16 protein-coding genes are annotated in these 18,042 nt (G+C 43.5%); 8 read left to right on the forward strand and 8 right to left on the reverse strand.

Annotated features, from left to right (window positions below):
* Nucleotide 1: 1 nt before the first annotated feature.
* From MKY98_RS13330 to MKY98_RS13340, 3 genes are all read right to left on the reverse strand, one after another.
* Nucleotides 2–1,057: a LacI family DNA-binding transcriptional regulator gene (locus tag MKY98_RS13330; RefSeq protein ID WP_176715732.1), complete on the reverse strand. Its 1,056-nt coding sequence runs from the start codon at nt 1,055–1,057 to the stop codon at nt 2–4.
* Nucleotides 1,058–1,229: 172 nt separating this feature from the next.
* Complete coding sequence (locus tag MKY98_RS13335) at nt 1,230–2,087, reverse strand: GRP family sugar transporter (RefSeq protein WP_069011836.1); 858 nt, start codon at nt 2,085–2,087, stop codon at nt 1,230–1,232.
* Between the two features lie 136 nt (nt 2,088–2,223).
* Entirely contained in the window at nt 2,224–3,063 is an 840-nt protein-coding gene (locus MKY98_RS13340; RefSeq protein WP_029515168.1) for an AraC family transcriptional regulator, read from the reverse strand.
* Between the two features lie 243 nt (nt 3,064–3,306).
* Here MKY98_RS13340 and MKY98_RS13345 point away from each other — a divergent pair, with 243 nt between their 5' ends.
* On the forward strand, nt 3,307–5,541 hold the full coding sequence (locus tag MKY98_RS13345) for an alpha-galactosidase (protein WP_069011834.1): 2,235 nt from the start codon (nt 3,307–3,309) through the stop codon (nt 5,539–5,541).
* A 144-nt stretch (nt 5,542–5,685) separates the two neighbouring features.
* On the opposite strand, the gene MKY98_RS13350 is transcribed toward MKY98_RS13345, so the two are convergent.
* Both MKY98_RS13350 and MKY98_RS13355 read right to left on the reverse strand, forming a co-directional pair.
* On the reverse strand, nt 5,686–6,672 hold the full coding sequence (locus MKY98_RS13350) for a Gfo/Idh/MocA family protein (protein ID WP_069011833.1): 987 nt from the start codon (nt 6,670–6,672) through the stop codon (nt 5,686–5,688).
* Between the two features lies 1 nt (nt 6,673).
* Entirely contained in the window at nt 6,674–7,693 is a 1,020-nt protein-coding gene (locus MKY98_RS13355; protein WP_069011831.1) for a Gfo/Idh/MocA family oxidoreductase, read from the reverse strand.
* A 180-nt stretch (nt 7,694–7,873) separates the two neighbouring features.
* Here MKY98_RS13355 and MKY98_RS13360 point away from each other — a divergent pair, with 180 nt between their 5' ends.
* Nucleotides 7,874–8,740, forward strand: coding sequence for a MurR/RpiR family transcriptional regulator (locus tag MKY98_RS13360; protein WP_069011829.1), 867 nt, complete (start codon nt 7,874–7,876; stop codon nt 8,738–8,740).
* Nucleotides 8,741–8,818: 78 nt separating this feature from the next.
* Here the strand turns inward: MKY98_RS13360 and MKY98_RS13365 are convergent, their stop codons facing one another.
* Nucleotides 8,819–9,946: an NAD(P)/FAD-dependent oxidoreductase gene (locus MKY98_RS13365; protein ID WP_069011827.1), complete on the reverse strand. Its 1,128-nt coding sequence runs from the start codon at nt 9,944–9,946 to the stop codon at nt 8,819–8,821.
* Between the two features lie 150 nt (nt 9,947–10,096).
* On the opposite strand from MKY98_RS13365, the gene MKY98_RS13370 reads away from it, so the two are divergent.
* The 5 genes from MKY98_RS13370 to MKY98_RS13390 are packed head-to-tail and all read left to right on the forward strand — an operon-like array spanning nt 10,097 to nt 14,373.
* On the forward strand, nt 10,097–10,804 hold the full coding sequence (locus tag MKY98_RS13370; RefSeq protein WP_069011825.1) for a lantibiotic protection ABC transporter ATP-binding protein: 708 nt from the start codon (nt 10,097–10,099) through the stop codon (nt 10,802–10,804).
* A gap of 1 nt (nt 10,805) precedes the next feature.
* Nucleotides 10,806–11,537, forward strand: coding sequence for a lantibiotic immunity ABC transporter MutE/EpiE family permease subunit (locus MKY98_RS13375; protein ID WP_069011823.1), 732 nt, complete (start codon nt 10,806–10,808; stop codon nt 11,535–11,537).
* 1 nt (nt 11,538) lies between these two features.
* A complete protein-coding gene (locus tag MKY98_RS13380) occupies nt 11,539–12,297 on the forward strand; it encodes a lantibiotic immunity ABC transporter MutG family permease subunit (protein WP_069011822.1) in 759 nt (252 codons plus the stop codon).
* Between the two features lie 37 nt (nt 12,298–12,334).
* On the forward strand, nt 12,335–12,994 hold the full coding sequence (locus tag MKY98_RS13385) for a response regulator transcription factor (RefSeq protein WP_029515155.1): 660 nt from the start codon (nt 12,335–12,337) through the stop codon (nt 12,992–12,994).
* Nucleotides 12,985–14,373: a HAMP domain-containing sensor histidine kinase gene (locus MKY98_RS13390; RefSeq protein ID WP_069011820.1), complete on the forward strand. Its 1,389-nt coding sequence runs from the start codon at nt 12,985–12,987 to the stop codon at nt 14,371–14,373. Before MKY98_RS13385 ends, MKY98_RS13390 begins: the two co-directional genes overlap by 10 nt.
* 298 nt (nt 14,374–14,671) lie before the next feature.
* On the opposite strand, the gene MKY98_RS13395 is transcribed toward MKY98_RS13390, so the two are convergent.
* Entirely contained in the window at nt 14,672–16,723 is a 2,052-nt protein-coding gene (locus MKY98_RS13395; RefSeq protein ID WP_069011818.1) for a stalk domain-containing protein, read from the reverse strand.
* A gap of 378 nt (nt 16,724–17,101) precedes the next feature.
* Between MKY98_RS13395 and MKY98_RS13400 the strand changes: the two genes are divergently transcribed.
* A complete protein-coding gene (locus MKY98_RS13400) occupies nt 17,102–17,431 on the forward strand; it encodes a DUF3817 domain-containing protein (RefSeq protein WP_069011816.1) in 330 nt (109 codons plus the stop codon).
* Nucleotides 17,432–17,637: 206 nt separating this feature from the next.
* On the opposite strand, the gene MKY98_RS13405 is transcribed toward MKY98_RS13400, so the two are convergent.
* Nucleotides 17,638–17,889, reverse strand: a complete 252-nt coding sequence (locus MKY98_RS13405) for a YolD-like family protein (protein ID WP_029515150.1) — start codon at nt 17,887–17,889, stop codon at nt 17,638–17,640.
* Between the last annotated feature and the right edge of the window lie 153 nt (nt 17,890–18,042).

Here is an 18,042-nt window from a genome sequence, read left to right on the forward strand (position 1 = left end):
GTTATTGACGAATGGATGACGCCCTGATAATCAGTTCTGTGGATAGGAGTTCTCTTATTGAGTCGCACCCGGTTAGTTCCAGAGCCGGAATGAGATGCTGAGAATCGGGTATAAGCTTCGAGGCTGCAAGCTCCCCCATCTCATAAAAAGGTACGCGGACACTGCTTAGCGGCGGAACAGCCATCTCAGCCGCATCCGAATCGTCATAGCCTACAAACGCCGGAAACCGGTCAGCTGCCAGTCCGCGCTCACGGAGACCCTGCATTACCCCAAGAGCCATCCGGTCGTTCGCCGCAAATACAGCATCAATATCATTCAATTGGTCTGCGATTGTAGCTGAGGCTTCGAGTCCGCTCCGACGGCTATAGTTACCTTCCAGAAGCAGTTCGTGGTCATATTCAATCCCAGCGTCCTGAAGCGCGGTACGATAACCCTTCATTCGCTCAGTACTATTGGAATAGATATCCGGGCCGTTGAGAAAGGCAATCCGCTTGTATCCCTGCTCGATGAGGTGACTTACAGCCGCCCGGCTGCCTTCTACATGGTCTGCATCCACTTCACAGAACGATTGCCCTTCAAAATGGTGATTCATGACGCAGAACGGACGTCCTTCTTCCTGAAGCCTCTTTAGAGCTTCCACCTCATCGTGGTCATCCCTGGCTCCAAGGATGATACAGGTATCGATCCTTTGCTGACGGAAAAGACTACTGTAATCAATCCGTTCCCCCGGCTTCCGGAACAATAGAAGCAGATCAAGTCCGCTGTCTCTAGCCTTGTTTCCGATACCGCTCAGCATCTCAGAGAAAAAATAGGCTGAGAACAAGTGCGCCTTCGGGACATAAGGCATAACCACACCAAGATGGCCACTCTTCCTTCGGGCAAAGTTACGGGCCAGCGCACTGGGAACATATCCAAGCTGATTGGCTGCGTCCAGAACCCTTCTTCGCGTATCCTCTTTGATAGGACCTACCGCATTCAAGACCCGGGATACTGTCGCTTCAGACACGCCGGAAAGTTCGGCTACTTCCTTGCGCGAAACAATATTACCCACCTCCAAATCATTTTATGTACGCGCGTACATTTTCTCATGCAGTCCTACCTCTGTCAATCCCAAAAAGCGTACCCCATAGATGGATAAGCTCTTTTCGTTACTAAAAGAACGTGGTCTCGTGGTTCCTACTGGCAAACAGTCAAAACACCTGATCATATACAAGATACAAAATGATTCTTTAAGGCTTGAGCATGCTGATCATTCCTACTCCTATCATCAGTACTGTAATTCCCGCAAGTATACCTATCCATTCCTGAGGACTCTTCTTTTCCTTAAATATTAAAATGCTGCCAACACAGGCAATAGCAATGCTCGCTTGAGAGATCGGAAAACTAGCCGCCATGCCGATCAGCCCATTGGAAATAAATAGTGCTAGATTCGCAATGCTCCAAACCAATCCTGTCGACAAATTGCGAACCACCAGAGAGAATCGTAGCCGCTTTTTGCCCTTCAGATTCATGGCCATGGCTGAGCATAGCATACCGAGCGATTGCGGCAGAATGACGGATAGCCCGGATATATGAAAAAACTGATTAATCACGACATAACTGCTTAACGCTAATCCCGAGCAAACCAACATTATGATAATGGGTACCGGCAAAGGCTTGGGCAATCCAGCAGACTTGCCCTGATAGCTGGTTAACAGAACTCCTGCCAATATACACAGAAGAGAACCAACGCCTATCGCATATTGGTACCCTGTTATCCATTCACCCAAAATAAGTGCGGCAAATAGCGTCGTCCCTATCAACTGCAGACCACAAATCACAGGAATGGCGATCGATACGCTTACTTTTTGAAAAGCTTGAAACTGGAGCAATTGTCCAGCGGCCCAAAAAATACCAGATATAAAACTTACCACAAAATGAATCGGTGTTAATGAGGTAGGATGAATGGTATACAAGCACAGGGAAAACAGCACAGCACCAATAACGGTACCTGTCAGCTGTTCTCGGGGACTGGCTTTTGTAATATGCGCCAGTATCGGCATAACTCCCCAGCCAAGGGCTGGAATAAAAGCAATAATGAAATCCACGCGCGAAATTCTCCTCCCGTAAAAAGTACTCTTCCTACAATCGTTAAAATGCCATGCAGGAAAAAATCCACAGTTTTACGATAGCAAAAAAAACCGCTTCTAAATACAAATATTTTTATAGATTTATATAGCAAAATCAAAGAAATTTTTTTCTATACGCGCTGGGTGATATGCTCATTACATTTTTAAAAGCTCGCGAAAAGGTCAACTGATCGGTATAGCCGACCGAATTAGATATGACCTGGATCGAATAGTCTGTATGCTGCAGCAATTCGCACGCTTTTTTAATCCTGAGGACTATCAGATATTGTTTAGGCGTTTCACCAGTTTCTAGTTTGAAAACGGAGGTCAGATAATTCGGATGTAGACCAAGGTACTCCGCTACTTCACTAATCTGGATGCCACTGATGTAGTTTTTCTCAATAAAGTTTATCGCTTGCACCGAATAAGGAAGCTGTTCCTTTATCGACATCGTTTCCCCCAAATTGTGTACAAGTTTGGCAAGAATATGGAATAAATACCCCTGTATAGCCAGCGATGAAGAAAGCGTGTTATCTCCGATCCGCAACATCTCAATAATCGTGGAATGAAAGAACGTAATATCTTCGATATCAATTATATAAGGGTTCTGGTGTGGAAGTGATATGTTCTGCAGGTAGATGTCGGATTTAATGCCCATAAAGCCGACCCAACTGTACTCCCAAGGCTCGGCTTCATCCGCCTGGTAATAAGCTACCCTATTGGCCGGAATTAAAAAAGCCTGTCCTTCTCCTATATCGTAATTTTTGTTGTCAATCACCAGCCTACCTCGTCCTTTTAGTACAAAATGAACCAGATTAAAATCGCGGGCGATGGGTCCAAAATCCTGTTTGGATAAGCAGAGCTCTGTGCCACAGTTATACAAAATCAAATCTGATATATTTTTATGCTCTGAACTGGTATACGTATCAACATATTGAATCATATTCTGGCCCATTGGCATCCTCCTCACTTTTCCAAATAAAGAACCTATGCTTGTTAATTTAACAGTATAGCATAAGTTAAGGATGACAAATGTCCAGAAAAAATTTGGCTCTAAACTATATTTTTTTGTAAGGTTCTTTGTTTTTCCCATATCCAACTTAAAAAAAGTCATGTATTTACTATCACTATCTTTGTTATGCTGATTCAATAATAACGCTTTCAAGTGGTTCGACATATTTTGAAAGGGGCTATGTACATGGCTAGTCTACAAGTTAACCAAAAGGAACGGACATTTCACTTAACGAACAAATACTGTAGTTATCTTTTCCGTGTCATGGAGAACGGGCAATTGGAGCATTTATATTACGGCAAAAAAATAGAGTACCTTGGTCAATATGACCGCTTTATCGAGCGAAGCTATCGTCCCGTGTCTGTCGGTGAGTTTGATAGTGACTTGGTGACATCGTTGGAAAGTATTAAGCAGGAATTTCCTTCTGCGGGAAGTGGAGACTTTCGAGAGCCAGCAATTGAGATCATACAGGAGGACGGATCTCATATAATGGAGTTCACTTATGACCATTACGAGGTAATCACTGGAAAACCTAAAATTCCTCATCTTCCAGCTACGTTTTGTAAGGAAGCACATGAAGCAGAGACACTCCTCATCACGCTGACCGATTCTCTTACAGGAACGGTGGCCGTGCTTGCTTACACCATCTTCAGCGAACTGCCCGTGATCACGAGATCCGTATCCATAACGAATTCCGGGAATAATCCCCTGAGAGTCAACCGTCTAATGAGCCTGAGTCTTGATCTTCCTGAAGCCGAATATGAAATTATTCATTTATCAGGGGCTTGGGGCAGGGAACGTCATGTGGAGCGTACACCATTGAGACCTGGGCTACAGTCGATTGGGAGCACTCGAGGAATTAGTAGTCATGTTCACAATCCATTTCTGGCGCTTGCCAAACCCGGATCACAGGAACACCAAGGAGAAGTATATGCGGTTAATCTCGTTTACAGCGGGAACTTTCTTGCCCAGGCGGAAGTGGACAGCTATTCAACTACCCGATTGATGATCGGCATTCATCCTGACAAATTCTGCTGGACCCTGAAGCCAGGAGAATGTTTTTATTCGCCTGAAGCAGTTCTGGTCTATTCTGAGAGCGGTTTAAATGGCATGAGCCAAGCATACCATAGCCTGTACAATAAACACTTAATTCGCAGCAGTTGGACCGAGCGGGAACGACCTGTATTGATCAATAACTGGGAGGGGACCTATTTTGATTTTACTGAGCAGAAAATAGTTGATATGGCAAAAAAAGCAGGTGAACTGGGGATTGAACTCTTTGTCTTGGATGACGGATGGTTCGGTCGAAGAAACAATGATACCTCTTCCCTCGGTGACTGGTTTGAAAATCCTGAAAAGCTACCGAACGGGATCTCGAATTTGGCAAAGAAGATCAATCAGCTCGGGATGAAATTCGGTCTTTGGTTCGAGCCGGAAATGGTTAACTCCGACTCTCATATTATGAGGGAGCATCCAGACTGGGTTGTGGGAACACCCGGCCGTCAACGCAAGCATGGACGTCATCAATATGTTCTTGATTATTCCCAACCGCCTGTCGTGGATTACCTGTTTAAGTTAATGGATGACGTGCTCTCTTCTGCTCGGATCGAATACGTAAAATGGGATATGAATCGCTGTATTTCAGAAGCCTATTCGTTATCTCTGGGCAAGGAAAGACAGGGCGAATTTTTTCACCGCTATGTCCTGGGTGTATATGCTTTATATGAGAAGCTGATTACCGAACACCCTGAGATTTTGTTTGAGTCCTGTGCTTCCGGTGGGGGACGGTTTGATCCAGGGATGCTTTATTACGCTCCGCAAGCATGGACAAGCGACGATAGCGAGGCTATAGAACGTCTGAAGATTCAGTATGGCACTTCCATGGCCTATCCGCTTAGCAGTATGGGTGCTCATGTGTCAAGCATCCCGAACCACCAGGTAGGCAGAACGGCACCGCTGCAAACTAGATCCAATGTCGCCTACTTTGGTATATTCGGTTATGAACTTGACCCATTGGCGTTGTCCGAAGAAGAGTGCAATGTAATTAAAAAACAAATACAAGTATATAAACGTCACAGACGATTAATTACACAGGGAACCTTTTACCGTCTGCTAAGTCCCTTTGAAAAAAATGAAACAGCATGGATGACCATTGATGCAGAACGTGAGCATGCTCTCGTCGGCTGGTACCAGGTTCTCTCACGCCCCAATGCAGCTTATTCACGGCTAAAGCTCATCGGACTGGACGAAATGGCAGTATATTTCGTGGAAGAATTGGACCGACGTTTTACAGGCAGCGAGTTAATGAACATCGGACTTATACTCACCCCGCCTTATAAGGCTGACCAGGATTTTAATATTGCGGAGAAATATGATTTTTCATCTGAATTATTCACTCTAACTAAAGAGACTTCCTCGTGATTGGATTATGACTTGAAGTAATGATATCAAAGACATGACTGAAGAGAGAAATCAAGGATTAAACGAAGAAGTGGTTATCCGTTATGCAGTGTCCGCTGTGTGGGAATTACGGATCAGAAGCAACTCAGTAATTGAGCTGCTTCTTTATTTATCAGGACCAAATACAAGATTGGCGGATTGCTTGGCTTTCTCAATGACATTCATGACCCTCTCGCTGTGTTCAAGCATTTCTGAGACTTTTTCCAAATCTTTTTCCTCGATGATACGGTCAAACTCAACGAATTCGTCATACATTCGATGGGGATGATCTTTCTGATCTACCCGGATTGGCGTTTCCTTATTCGCAGTGTAATCAAAGCAGTCGCATATATTTGCTGAACTTGCCATGTGTATATAGCCCTTATTGCCTTGAACGTTCACTGCATTGGGAGCCGTACTGTCTTTTGAACCTATGCAGACACACTTGAAGTCACCGTAATCAAGCAGCAGCATACCTGAAGTATCAATTCCACGCTCCATGTTCGCCCAATACTGCACTTTCTTCGGGCTCCCGAAAAATCCAACAACCAAATGAATATTATATAAATTAATATCCATCAAGGCTCCACCAGACATCTCCGGATTAAACGCAGGCTGGATTATTCCCGCTTTGAAAGCTTCATACCGAGATGAGTATTGAGAATAGTTGCATTCCACTATTTTGATCTCACCAAGCTTAGGTAGATACTCCTTCATTGACAAATAATTTTTCAAATATTGATTCGTTATGGCTTCCACCAATACCAGTTTTCTTTGCTGAGCAATTTCTTTTAGCTCTAGAAATTCTTGCAAATTGGAAGTAAACGGCTTCTCACAGATGACATGTTTACCACTCAATAATGCCTCTTTCGCATATGAATAATGAAGATGATTAGGCAACCCGATATAAACTGTATCCACATCACGACTCATCAGCATCTCGCTGTAATCCGAATAAATCTGAGATATTCCATATTTACTTTGTAAATCCAGTAATTTCCCCTTGTGGCTAGGTCTAGAACAAATGCCCTTTAGTAAAATGGTCGGGATTTCCTGAATAAAGCTTAATAGATCCCCTACGATCATCCCTGCTCCGACAATTCCTAACTTCATTTTAGCTGCACTCCTCTATACCTTTTTCAAGTATTTCCATACACATTATCGTTTCTTCGTCTTTAATCACTTTTTCTTTACCAATTACGATCGACTGATACATATCGTCATACACTCGGGCATAGTCTCCCTTTTCAGAAACGATTTTATCTTCATGATACTCGCCCTTATCATCAAGGTATGTTAAAATGCCATAATGCTCAGGCTGGTCGATGCCGAAATCGGCGTGTCCCTTAGGCAGATAGTATAATTTAAGATGCTCCTCCTGACGATCCTTTGTCTGCTTTATAAAAACGCCTTTTTTGCCGTATACAACAAAACTCGGCCGCTCTTTTAAACGAAAAAAGCTGGATTTAATGGATACCTTAAGTGAGGGATAATAAAAATCTAGATCAAAATAATCATTCATTCTTCCAGAACCGAGCAATTGGCGCACGTCGTAATGGATCGTGTCAGGTTTCCCAAAATAGGCAAGAACCTGGTCAATGGTATGAGCGCCATGTCCATAGAGGTAACTGTTATATTTGGAAAAATGAGAGGTGGAGTTGGGGGTCTCAGGGCGGTAATAATCGAAATGCATTTCCACCTCCAACAAATCACCGAGTTTTCCTGATTCAATAACCTTCTTGGTAGTGAGGAAATCCGAATCGTAACGTCTGTTTTGATAGCACTGTATAATCAGATTTTTCTCTTTGGCATATTGGAAGATGGACACAGCTTCTTCTTTCGTTAACATAAAGGGTTTTTCAACAAGTACATTTTTCCCGTGGTCGAGTGCCATTTTCGCATAAGTGTAGTGGGATTCTACAGGTGTACAGATAACAATCAACTGAATTTCCTTATCGTTCATTAGAGATTCAAGATTATCAGTATACTGCACACCAGGGATTTTCTCCCACTCCCCTTTATCTGGATTACGGGCGTAGATCGTCTTTACGTTCAAATGATCTCTGGTCAATGAAAAAGGAAGATGATACCGATTGGTGCTTTTGCCATTCCCAATATAACCGATGTTAAGCATATTAATTCCCCCTAGGCTCTTTTTCATTTATTATAGAAGAAGAACGTTGATCGTAAAGGATTTGCCGCCAAAATGGTACAATCAACCGAATATTTTTAAAAATGTTTGTTTATTTTCAAACAAAATGTTTATTTTAGATCCTTTATCAAACGTCATTTCAATTGAACCGGAGTGAACCTGTTGAAAATACTGATGCAATTATCCGAAATGCAAAACTTTACACCAAACGAAAAAAGCATTGCATCCTATATTTTGCTTCATAAGGAAAGGATCCTGCACTTAAATATTCAGGAGCTTGCAAAGGCAACATATACTTCGCATTCCGCGATTAATCGATTAACACATAAACTTGGGCTATCTGGCTTCAAGGAGTTCATAATCAAACTTGCTCGGGAGTTTCAGCAGAATACCCAGAACATTTCCAATGTAGACCCCAACTATCCATTTGGTTTTGATGAATCCCCACTTCAAGTGGCGAAAGAAATTGCAGAATTAATGAAGGAAACGATAGAAAAAAACTTTACATTCATGGATGATGATTTATTGTCGCAAACAGCCCTATTGCTGGATCAAGCGAAAAGGATCTTTATATATGCGTTAGGAGATTCACAAATCCGTGCGAAAAGTTTCCAAAATAAATTAGTGAAAATTAACAAGTATGTGGTTATAGCTACGGAGCTGTCTGAGTGGGCGTACCATACGGCTAATCTTACGCCACAGGATTGCGCTGTTTTTTTAACTTACCACGGAAAATCACCGATCTTTTTAAAAGCAGCAAAGCACTTTACACATGAAAATATTCCCTTTATCACAATTACAGCAACCAGTCAAAATGAATTGGCCAAACTCAGTAATATCTGTATCCAGGTGCCTAATGACGAAGTAAAACATGCCAAGATTGGTACATTTTCGTCGCAAATTGCCTTTGACTATGTATTAAATGTGATCTACTCCTGTATCTATAAAATTGACTACTTAAAAAACATGCAATTCGCAACACAATCGTTGAAGAATTCGCATCTCAATGACATGATGAATGACGTATAAAATAAATATAGTACTAAAACTAAAAGTCGCCAGTATGGCGACTTTTTCAGTATATATATTGTTCTCCTCAGTCAAGGATCAACTTTCAACTATTGCTTTTTGAATATCATAATCATTGATATCGATATCCAAGGCCATTCCAAGTACCAACTTTGCCAACTGATTTCCAATAAAGGGACCCATGGTCAACCCGGATGCTCCAAGCCCATTTGCCGCTATAAGGCCATTCCAGCCAGGAACAGCTCCGATCACCGGTAGAAAACCGGGTGTAAAAGGACGGAAACCAACTCTTACCTCCTGAAAAGTACTATTTGCTAAATCAGGTGCTAATTCTAAACCTTTATTTAGGATTTCTTGCGTTCCACCTGCTGTTACTCTTGTATCGTAGCCTTCGATTTCATTTTCGTGAGTCGCCCCTATTACGATCTTTTGCTTGTCAAAAGCAAGCAGATATTGATCAGAAGGCGGCATGATTACAGGCCAGGTGCCTGTGTCTTGCCTATTAGAAACCTGCAAATGCATAATTTGTGCTTTTTGATAACTAACCTTAAAATGAATGCCCAAAGGCAGCATCAGTTGATTGGCCCATGCACCTGCACAAACAATGACTTCGTCAGATGAGAAGCTGTTTGCACCGACCGTTACTCCTGTTACATGGTCGGAATCGTATTGAAGCACAGCATCCCCATGGATAAGGGTTGCCCCATTTCTTTGTGCTGATCGGATCAACGCATCACGCAGCGCCCGACCATCTATACGAGCGGCACCACTAATATGAACAGAATGGTAACCTTCTACTAACAAAGGAAATTGTTCATGGGTTTCCTTTTCATTTAGTTGCGTAATCTCACCGATTTCTGGCGCATCCGCTTGTCGTAAGTGTGCTCGCTCCTGCATTTTTTTAATTTTCTCCAAATCATTATGAATACTGAGAGCTCCAACTTGAGCATAGCCAGTTTCTGTTTCCCCCTCGCTTTTAAGTTCTTCAATCAATCCGGGGTAAAAACGTGCGCCCGCTTTGGCGAGCTGGTACCAAGCTTGATTGCGTCGCTGTGATAACCAGGGACAAATAATGCCAGCAGCTGCATCAGTCGCCTGTCCTTTATCTTTGCGGTCTACAAGAATGACATCAGCGCCCAATTTTGCTAACTGGTATGCTGTCGATGCCCCCAGAATTCCTGCTCCGATTACGATAACCCTCTTCATGAATACATCCCTTTCCTAAATCACTGTATCCATTATAGCGAATACCGCATGAATGCATAAAGTTTGAAACATTAATATTTCTATCCTTATAAAGTTCTTAGAATTGATCTGTAAAGTAGTTGTCAGAACGAATGAAAAGGATGAACTGATATGGATAACATTATTTTACAGACTAAAAATCTCTGCAAAACCTTTAGACGGCAACAGGCGGTGAACAACGTCACACTGTCTATTCAGGAGAATTCCGTCTATGGGCTACTTGGCCCAAATGGGGCTGGAAAATCAACCACCTTGAAAATGTTAACTGGTATGCTACGTCCGACAGGCGGTGAAATTTTATTCCAAGGAAAACCCTGGTCACGAAAATATCTCGCTCAGATCGGCGCACTGATCGAATCTCCTCCACTCTATGAGAATTTGACTGCTAGAGAGAATTTAAAGGTTCGTACAACCTTGCTCGGACTACCTGATTCACGAATTGATGAAGTACTGAACATTGTTGATTTGACTCATACCGGGAAAAAACGCTCTGGCCAGTTCTCGATGGGCATGAAACAGCGGCTGGGCATTGCTATTGCGCTCCTCAACCATCCCAAACTACTAATTTTAGATGAGCCAACCAACGGACTTGACCCCATTGGCATTCAGGAGCAACGCGAGCTGATTCGCTCCTTCCCGAAGCAAGGAATTACCGTAATTCTTTCCAGTCATATTTTATCCGAAGTCGAACAAATCGTTGACCATGTCGGTATTATCGCTGGTGGCATATTAGCTTACCAAGAGGCGGTTACACCAGGACAAGACTTGGAATCGTTGTTCATGCAGATTGCACAGGAATACCGAAAAGGGGATGAGTAGGATGCAGCAATATATAGCCGCCGAGCATCTAAAATTAAAGCGTACCTTTACGAAAAAGCTGGTCTGGCTGGCCCCCATCGTTACTCTTCTTCTGTGTACCGTGCTCATGGGAGGACATATGCTCCAAAGCGCCAGCTACAATTGGTGGTATTTCATGCTGCTGCCAGGTGCGCTCACCTTAATATGCTCAGGAGTGTTCCAAAAGGATGGCAAGAAGCTGAAATACCGTGCTGTCCTTGGCATGTCTGTAGATTTGGCTCAGGTATGGTACGGTAAAATCGGGGTTTGCGTAAGACTCTTAATGGTTTCCTCTATTATTTTATTTATAGGGATAACTCTTGGCGGATTCGTATTCTCAACTTCCGTGACACTAGCAGAAAGCGTCGCTGCAACTCTGATCCTCTTCATCACCTTTTTGTGGCAAGTTCCACTTTGCCTGTTCCTGACGGATCGAATAGGCATGTTTGCCACCCTAATCATCAACATGCTGGGCAACGTAGCCTGCACCGTCTTGTTCGCTACGTCTTCTGTATGGTGGGCGGTACCCTATGCTATTCCAGCACGATTGATGTGCGTCGTCATTCAAGTGCTGCCTAATGGGCTTGCCGTTCCTTCAGGAGATCCACTTTTGGATAAAGGTGTGATTGTGCCCGGTCTAGTGATCACAATCTGCCTGTTTATAATTCTGTCGATACTGACGGCGATGTCCTTCCGCAAGCGGGAGGCTAAATAAGATGATTTCTTTTTTCCGCTATCTGAAATCCGATGTGCTTAAACTTAGAAGGCAGCCCTTACTGCTTGTGCAGCTGTTTGTGCCGCTTTTAGGCATAGCAATCTTTCTAGCCTACTATTCCTTTACTCCGTATTCACCGATTTCGAAGATAGACGGCTATTTGCAGGTCCTGGCTGTGGTTCTTCCTACCATGATTGGTATTGTATGCTCCATTGCTGTTGAGCAGGAGTCAGTCGCTGGAAATTTCCAACACCTCTTGACCTCGCCGGTGAAGCTGTTACCTTTTCTGAGCAAGCTCACCCTGCTTCTGATCTTGGGATTTGGCAGTGTGCTGCTTGCCTCCGGTGGCTTTGGGGCTGGCTATATATATCTTATGAAAGAGTCCCCGTATGGCTTGAAGTTTTATGTGTTGGCTGCCTGCATTCTGTTTGTGTCCAGTGTGTTCCTTTATATTCTGCATTTTTTCATTAGTTTGCGATTTGGCAAAGGAGCTTCCATCGGTCTGGGTATTATGGAGAGTCTATTGTCCGCTTTGCTTCTTACAGGGCTGGGTGATCATAATTGGATATTCGTTCCCTCTGCTTGGGCGGCCCGGTTCATCACGATCTGGGTGCAATACGGCGTAAGCTCAGCAGATTCTATCCCTGAAGCTATACAGCTTCATTTGGGAATCAGATATTGCGTAGTAGGGACCTTAGTCATCATGGTATTATTAGGGTTATGGATTTGTCGTTGGGAAGGACAAAATTCGTTGGAGTAAAGATTAGAGTAAAGAAAGCAAGGGATGTGAATAAAGCATGGCAAACTTGTTGGCCGTTGATGACGAACCCGCCGTTTTGGCACTCCTTCAAAATATTTTGCAGAAAGATGGCCATGTTGTCACGGTGGTCTCCGCCTCCCCACAGGTTCTCACCATGCAGCTCGGAGCATTTGATCTTATACTGCTTGACGTGATGATGCCTACCATGGACGGATTCACACTCTGCCGGGAAATTCGCAGCAAGGTAGACTGTCCGATACTGTTTCTTACCGCAAAATCCATGGAGAACGATGTGATGTTGGGGCTTGGGGATGGAGCCGACGATTATATTGTCAAACCGTTCGGCACTGGAGAGCTGCGCGCACGAATCAACGCCCATCTCAGACGGGAGAATCGTGAACGGCGTAATGTATTCTGCATCGGGGAAGTTCATTTCAATTTGTCTGGCAAGGAAATCACCGTTCAGAATGTTGTAGTCCCGTTTACCAAAAGTGAATATGAGATATGTAAGTTTCTAGCTTTGAACTGGGGGCAGGTATTCTCTAAGGAGCAGATTTACGAAGCGGTCTTCGGCTTGGATGGGGACAGCGATTCCGCCACCATTGTGGAGCATGTCAAAAATATCCGGGCCAAGCTTGGCAAAGTAGAGGTTTCTCCAGTGGAGACGGTTTGGGGGATCGGCTACCGATGGAAGTAACCAAAGTACAACAAGCACGCAAGACTACCAAATTACGAACCATTTTCCTGGGTTATTTAGTTATGTTTTGTATTGGGACGATTGCGCTCGCTCTGTTCCTGGTCCTCATCTTCTATGCCCTGATATCTTATGGGGCCATTCTTCCCGCGAACTATGCGGAGAAGCAGGTACGGGAGGACAAGTCAATCATTGAAGCGGGCAAGACCCTGCAACCGAATTCTCAGATAAAACTGTATAAGTACGCGTTGTTCACTTCGGAAGGCCGCCTCATTGAAGGAAATCTTTCTGAAAACCAGGCCCAAGCCGCTTGGAGTGTTACGCAGCAGAGCAATACTGTGTATCAATTTCCCTATAACTATGTAAAAGTTCCACATCATGATGAAATTACTGTGATGCGCTATTCTGTCTCGGCACAGTTTGAACTTCCTATCCTGCGTCAATATCTGCCGAACGCAGAATTGTCCTTTTTGGCCGTGTTCTGTATCGCCTTCCTGGGGGGAGGTGCTTTACTGGCTTCCTCCTTCGGACGAAAGCTGGCACGTAAGATGATCGGATTGCAGCAGGCTACCAAACAAATTCAAGCACAGGATTTGGACTTCTCAATCAAGTTCAGTGGCGTGATGGAGATCGATCAGGTGCTGCATTCCATGGATAAAATGAAAGAAACTTTAAAGGCATCGCTTCAGAAACAGTGGAATCTCGAAAAATCCCGCCGCGAGCAAATTTCCGCTCTAGCACACGATGTCAAAACACCACTCACTATCGTTCGTGGAAACGTAGAGCTACTGTCCGAGACCGAACAGTCCGAAGAGCAAAAGAACTATACGGATTATATTGCGGAAAGCACCAGGCAGATGGAGCAGTATATTAAAACTCTCATTGACATTTCAAAAGCGGAAACACTAGTCACCCTGCGGGCGGAAACGATGGATGCTGACTTCTATTTATCGAAAGTGAAAGATCAGATAATGGCCTTGGCTGCTGTCAAAAAAATATCTGTAGCATTCGCTGCATATAACCTCCCTAAGACGCTGTATGCAGACCCAGTGCTACTTGAGCGTGCCATTATGAATGTTGCTTCTAATGCGGTAGATCAGGCGCCTGAATACAGCGAAATCCAGCTGATCGTAGAGTCTGTTGAAAACTGTATTCGGTTCAGCATCGTAGACGAAGGCCCGGGCTTCTCTCCAGCAGGTCTCAAACAGGCCGCCGAGCAGTTTTATATGGGTGATTCATCCAGAAGATTGAGTGGACATTACGGTATGGGCCTGTATATAACAAAATCCATTGTCAACCTACATGGCGGACAACTGATCATCACCAACTCCACCCAGACAAGCGGCGGACAGGTAAGCATTGAGATACCAATCAGTGCATGAATCATACAAGCGAGAATCAATCCTATCGTATACCTTAATCATTCCAGGTGCGACCAAGCCTGATCAGATCGAAACTAATCTTCAAACGCTGAGTATTCAACTAACTGTAGAAGATCTTAAGCAGCTTAATATCATTTTAGTCAAAATAACTTGTTTACAGAGTAGCTGATTGTCAATTTATAACTCTATTAGCGGGCGCTTATAAAGCGCCCCTTTTCGCATTTTACGTACACTTATTGGATAGTAGACAAAAAGGAGTTCTAAAGTTTTCACTTTAGAACTCTTTTAACAGATGCATTTATTTGGTAATCGTAATTTGTTTGGATGCAGTATTATAGTTCACCTGATACCCCGAAAGCTCGCTAATCACTCGTAATGGAACCAGCGTGTAGCCGTTAACAATAACCGGAGCTGTGATGTTCGTCGAATAACTTCGGGAGTTGTTTAACTCATATACGGCAAGGGTCGAATTCTTGACTTGAAGCACTACCTGTTTGCCGTCTGTAGGTCGATTCAGAATAATCTTTTTGGTCGATTTTTCATAATTCACCTCGTAACCTATCCGTTCACTGATAAAGCGCAGCGGGACCATCGTCGCCCCATTAATGATCCGAGGAGCCTGAGCCATCGTCGTAGCACGACCATCGACATAAGCTGATTTAGCTCCTGGTGTCAGGGTGAACGAAGATGAATAGGAGGAAACCGCATTGTTAGGATATGAAGACGTTGTACCAGAAGTGGTTGTCGTAGTAGAACTCGTCCCGGATGATGAACTACCGGTACCAATCGCTCTATTGCGAATAGCTTCTAGCCGATCCAGCAGATCGCTTTTACGGGTTCCGCTCGGCAGATCACTGATTGCATCTCTGGCAGAACGCCAGTCGGACGCATTTAGACTGTTTTCCGCAATTCGCATCAAATCTCTTGCTTTCTCATAGTTCGATGAACTAGATGAAGAAGAGTAGTAACCATCCGAATCCGTGCGTTCTGATATCTTTACACCGCTAGATTCTCTTCCATTGCTATTGACAGTCACGACCTTAATCTCATACCAGCGTCCTTCTCGCAAATCCGTGATTTTATAGGACTCAGAGCTTGTAGTCCCCTTATAATCACCATCCACATATATCTTCACCTTGTCGGCTCGACTCGGCATATCATAGGTGATTTTGATCCAGGTGTCACTTTTGCTATCTACTTCAAGATTGGACACTTCTGACGAATTGGAAGACGTACTGTCCGTTGTGGCAGTTAGTCTCACACCGGAGGACAATGTACCTGTGCTTCGCTTAGATCTTATCGTGAACGTATAGGTCTGGCTTGCCGAAAGATTGTTGAAAGTATAGGATGTTCCTGTTGAATCGGTTACCAGTTGCCCGTCCTTATACAGACTGACCGTACTAATTCCGCTAGGCCTTGTCCAGGAAACAGTAACACTATAGTTATTAACTGATGTCACTGAAGCACCTGTCACATCGGGCACGATATCGGTAGAGACCGTAGAAGTTGTAACTGGAATACTAACTCCTTGAGATATATTTCCGGATTTGTCTATCGTTTTGACCGTTACGGTATAGGCTGTGGCAGCATTCAAGACATTAAACGTGTAAGACGTGCCTGTGGTTCTTTGAATTTCTGTACCATTTAAATAGACAATCGCTTGGCTTAAGTCAGCATCCTTAGGCAATATGTAATTGATGGTAAATCCATTATATCCTACATTCGTCGCTGCCAGTCCGCTTACTTCTCCTGGTGGTGTCTTATCCACAGGACCATCAGCGGAAGCCGTTTTAGCCTGTATTGTTGTACCGAGAGATTCATTTCCACTCTTATTCACCGTTTTCACGCGAAAGGTATATGTCGTGTTCGGCTGTAAACCGCTTAACATATAAGAGTTACTTCTAATGTTATCTACATACACATCGTTAGTAACACCCACCACTTTTACGTGGTCAAAATTGATGTCCGACGGATTGTTCCAGGACAAATTTACTTTTGTTGTTTCTGTAGGAACCGCTGTCAGATTGCTTACCTCTGCCGGCGCGATATTCGCAGTCACCATTTGGCTCGACATTACTTTTAGCATTTGGTTAAGATAGGTGTTCTGACCATAACCTTTGGTTAACGTAGTCACTTTCGGACCTGAAGTAACAGGCACTTGACTACCTTGAGCGGTTGCTAATTTGGTATGTAACTGTGTTGTATTTAGGCCTGTCAGATTTGAGTAATGCCTCTCAGTCGGCAACGCGCTAGCCACTGCATCGGGTGTCAAAATGCCATATCCCGTATTCAAAATCAGTGTAGCCGTTGCGAACGGAGCCATCCATTGACGCAAACGTTTTTTATTCATATTCTATGCTCTCCTTGATACCAGTATGGAAATTTTATTTGTCAAAAACTAATAAGTTAAGCTTACAAGCCCTTCTGCTGCAATCCAGCTTTTAAAATATGTACCATAATGTACACACGTTCATTTAACTGTTATCGGAATTTGCATACAAAATGTTTAGGCTTCACACCGTATTTTTACTGATAGGGGGTCGCGCATACAATAGGGATACACATTTTGACAAGTTAAATGAAATTACAATTATCGTTTCCAGGAGCGCTAAGCTGTGTGACGTTGGCATCTGCCGTAAATATTCGATATATCGTAACTTTCTACCGTTTAATAACAATGCATTATAGGATATATTAAATTTTAAGTAATAAGAGAAAGAGGTGTATTATGTTCAAAAATGCCTTTAAGATGTTTGGTGTCATTGGTAATATTGAAGCAATTTCATATCTACTGCTTGTGTGTATCGCTATGCCACTTAAATACGCAGCTGGAATACCGCAAATGGTAAGCTGGGTGGGTATGATCCATGGGGTACTGTTCGTGGCTTATGTTGTAGCGACTGTGGTCATGCTGATTATGCGGAAAATAACGCTACTGCAAAGTCTTGCTGCCTTGATTGCCTCACTTTTGCCGTTTGGCCCCTTCATTTTTGATCGTAAGGTGCTTAAGAAAGCCGAAGCACGTGCGAGTCATACCAGCCCGATAAAAGCTGCATAAGCATATACAAGGGCAAGTGCCAATACAACAACGCGGCTTTCTCTTCCCACTCATGCAGCAGTATACAAAAACAACCGATGGCTCTAAACCACTCGGTTGTTTTTGTATACGCGAATTTTAAATTGTTACTTTCCCTCGCAGTAAGGGAGACTCTAACTTTGTCATTCTTGTTGTCCCTTTCTGCTATATTTATGTAATCACAACAACTAATCTCTCGGGTAATTTACACTCATAATATCCATAAAAGGAACTTTATCCGTTTCTCCATTACTCTCTACATGAACCTTCCCTGTTCTTGGGTCCATTTTAACAATCTGTCCGCGGGTTGTTTCTGCGCGTCCCCATACGGTCAATACAACCTCGGATTGCTCTCGTTGTGCTTCTACAAGCTGATTCCCGATTTCCTCCAGTACAAATTCATCCCGAGTAGGCCGTTTGGGTACCTTCGCTTTTGCCACTTGCTATCACCCTTCCTTTCGTGCAAAATCAAAATCAAATTCATTCTATTTTACCATACTTTTCATCATTTGGTGCTGGTAATGTGAGTAAAATTACGTCTCAGAACCACAAAAAAGCCGAGTTCTCAAAAACGAGAACATCGGCTCTCTAAA

This window comes from Paenibacillus sp. FSL M8-0228, from assembly GCF_038007385.1.
GTDB classification, from domain to species: Bacteria; Bacillota; Bacilli; order Paenibacillales; family Paenibacillaceae; genus Paenibacillus; species Paenibacillus polymyxa_D.

What these genes read in the sequence shown, in the direction of transcription:
- MKY98_RS13340 (WP_029515168.1), bottom strand. Translation starts at nt 3,063, where the DNA reads ATGGGCCAGAATATGATTCAATATGTTGATACGTATACCAGTTCAGAG.
- MKY98_RS13345 (WP_069011834.1), top strand. Translation starts at nt 3,307, where the DNA reads ATGGCTAGTCTACAAGTTAACCAAAAGGAACGGACATTTCACTTAACG.
- MKY98_RS13350 (WP_069011833.1), bottom strand. Translation starts at nt 6,672, where the DNA reads ATGAAGTTAGGAATTGTCGGAGCAGGGATGATCGTAGGGGATCTATTA.
- MKY98_RS13355 (WP_069011831.1), bottom strand. Translation starts at nt 7,693, where the DNA reads ATGCTTAACATCGGTTATATTGGGAATGGCAAAAGCACCAATCGGTAT.
- MKY98_RS13365 (WP_069011827.1), bottom strand. Translation starts at nt 9,946, where the DNA reads ATGAAGAGGGTTATCGTAATCGGAGCAGGAATTCTGGGGGCATCGACA.
- MKY98_RS13370 (WP_069011825.1), top strand. Translation starts at nt 10,097, where the DNA reads ATGGATAACATTATTTTACAGACTAAAAATCTCTGCAAAACCTTTAGA.
- MKY98_RS13375 (WP_069011823.1), top strand. Translation starts at nt 10,806, where the DNA reads ATGCAGCAATATATAGCCGCCGAGCATCTAAAATTAAAGCGTACCTTT.
- MKY98_RS13380 (WP_069011822.1), top strand. Translation starts at nt 11,539, where the DNA reads ATGATTTCTTTTTTCCGCTATCTGAAATCCGATGTGCTTAAACTTAGA.
- MKY98_RS13385 (WP_029515155.1), top strand. Translation starts at nt 12,335, where the DNA reads ATGGCAAACTTGTTGGCCGTTGATGACGAACCCGCCGTTTTGGCACTC.
- MKY98_RS13390 (WP_069011820.1), top strand. Translation starts at nt 12,985, where the DNA reads ATGGAAGTAACCAAAGTACAACAAGCACGCAAGACTACCAAATTACGA.
- MKY98_RS13395 (WP_069011818.1), bottom strand. Translation starts at nt 16,723, where the DNA reads ATGAATAAAAAACGTTTGCGTCAATGGATGGCTCCGTTCGCAACGGCT.
- MKY98_RS13400 (WP_069011816.1), top strand. Translation starts at nt 17,102, where the DNA reads ATGTTCAAAAATGCCTTTAAGATGTTTGGTGTCATTGGTAATATTGAA.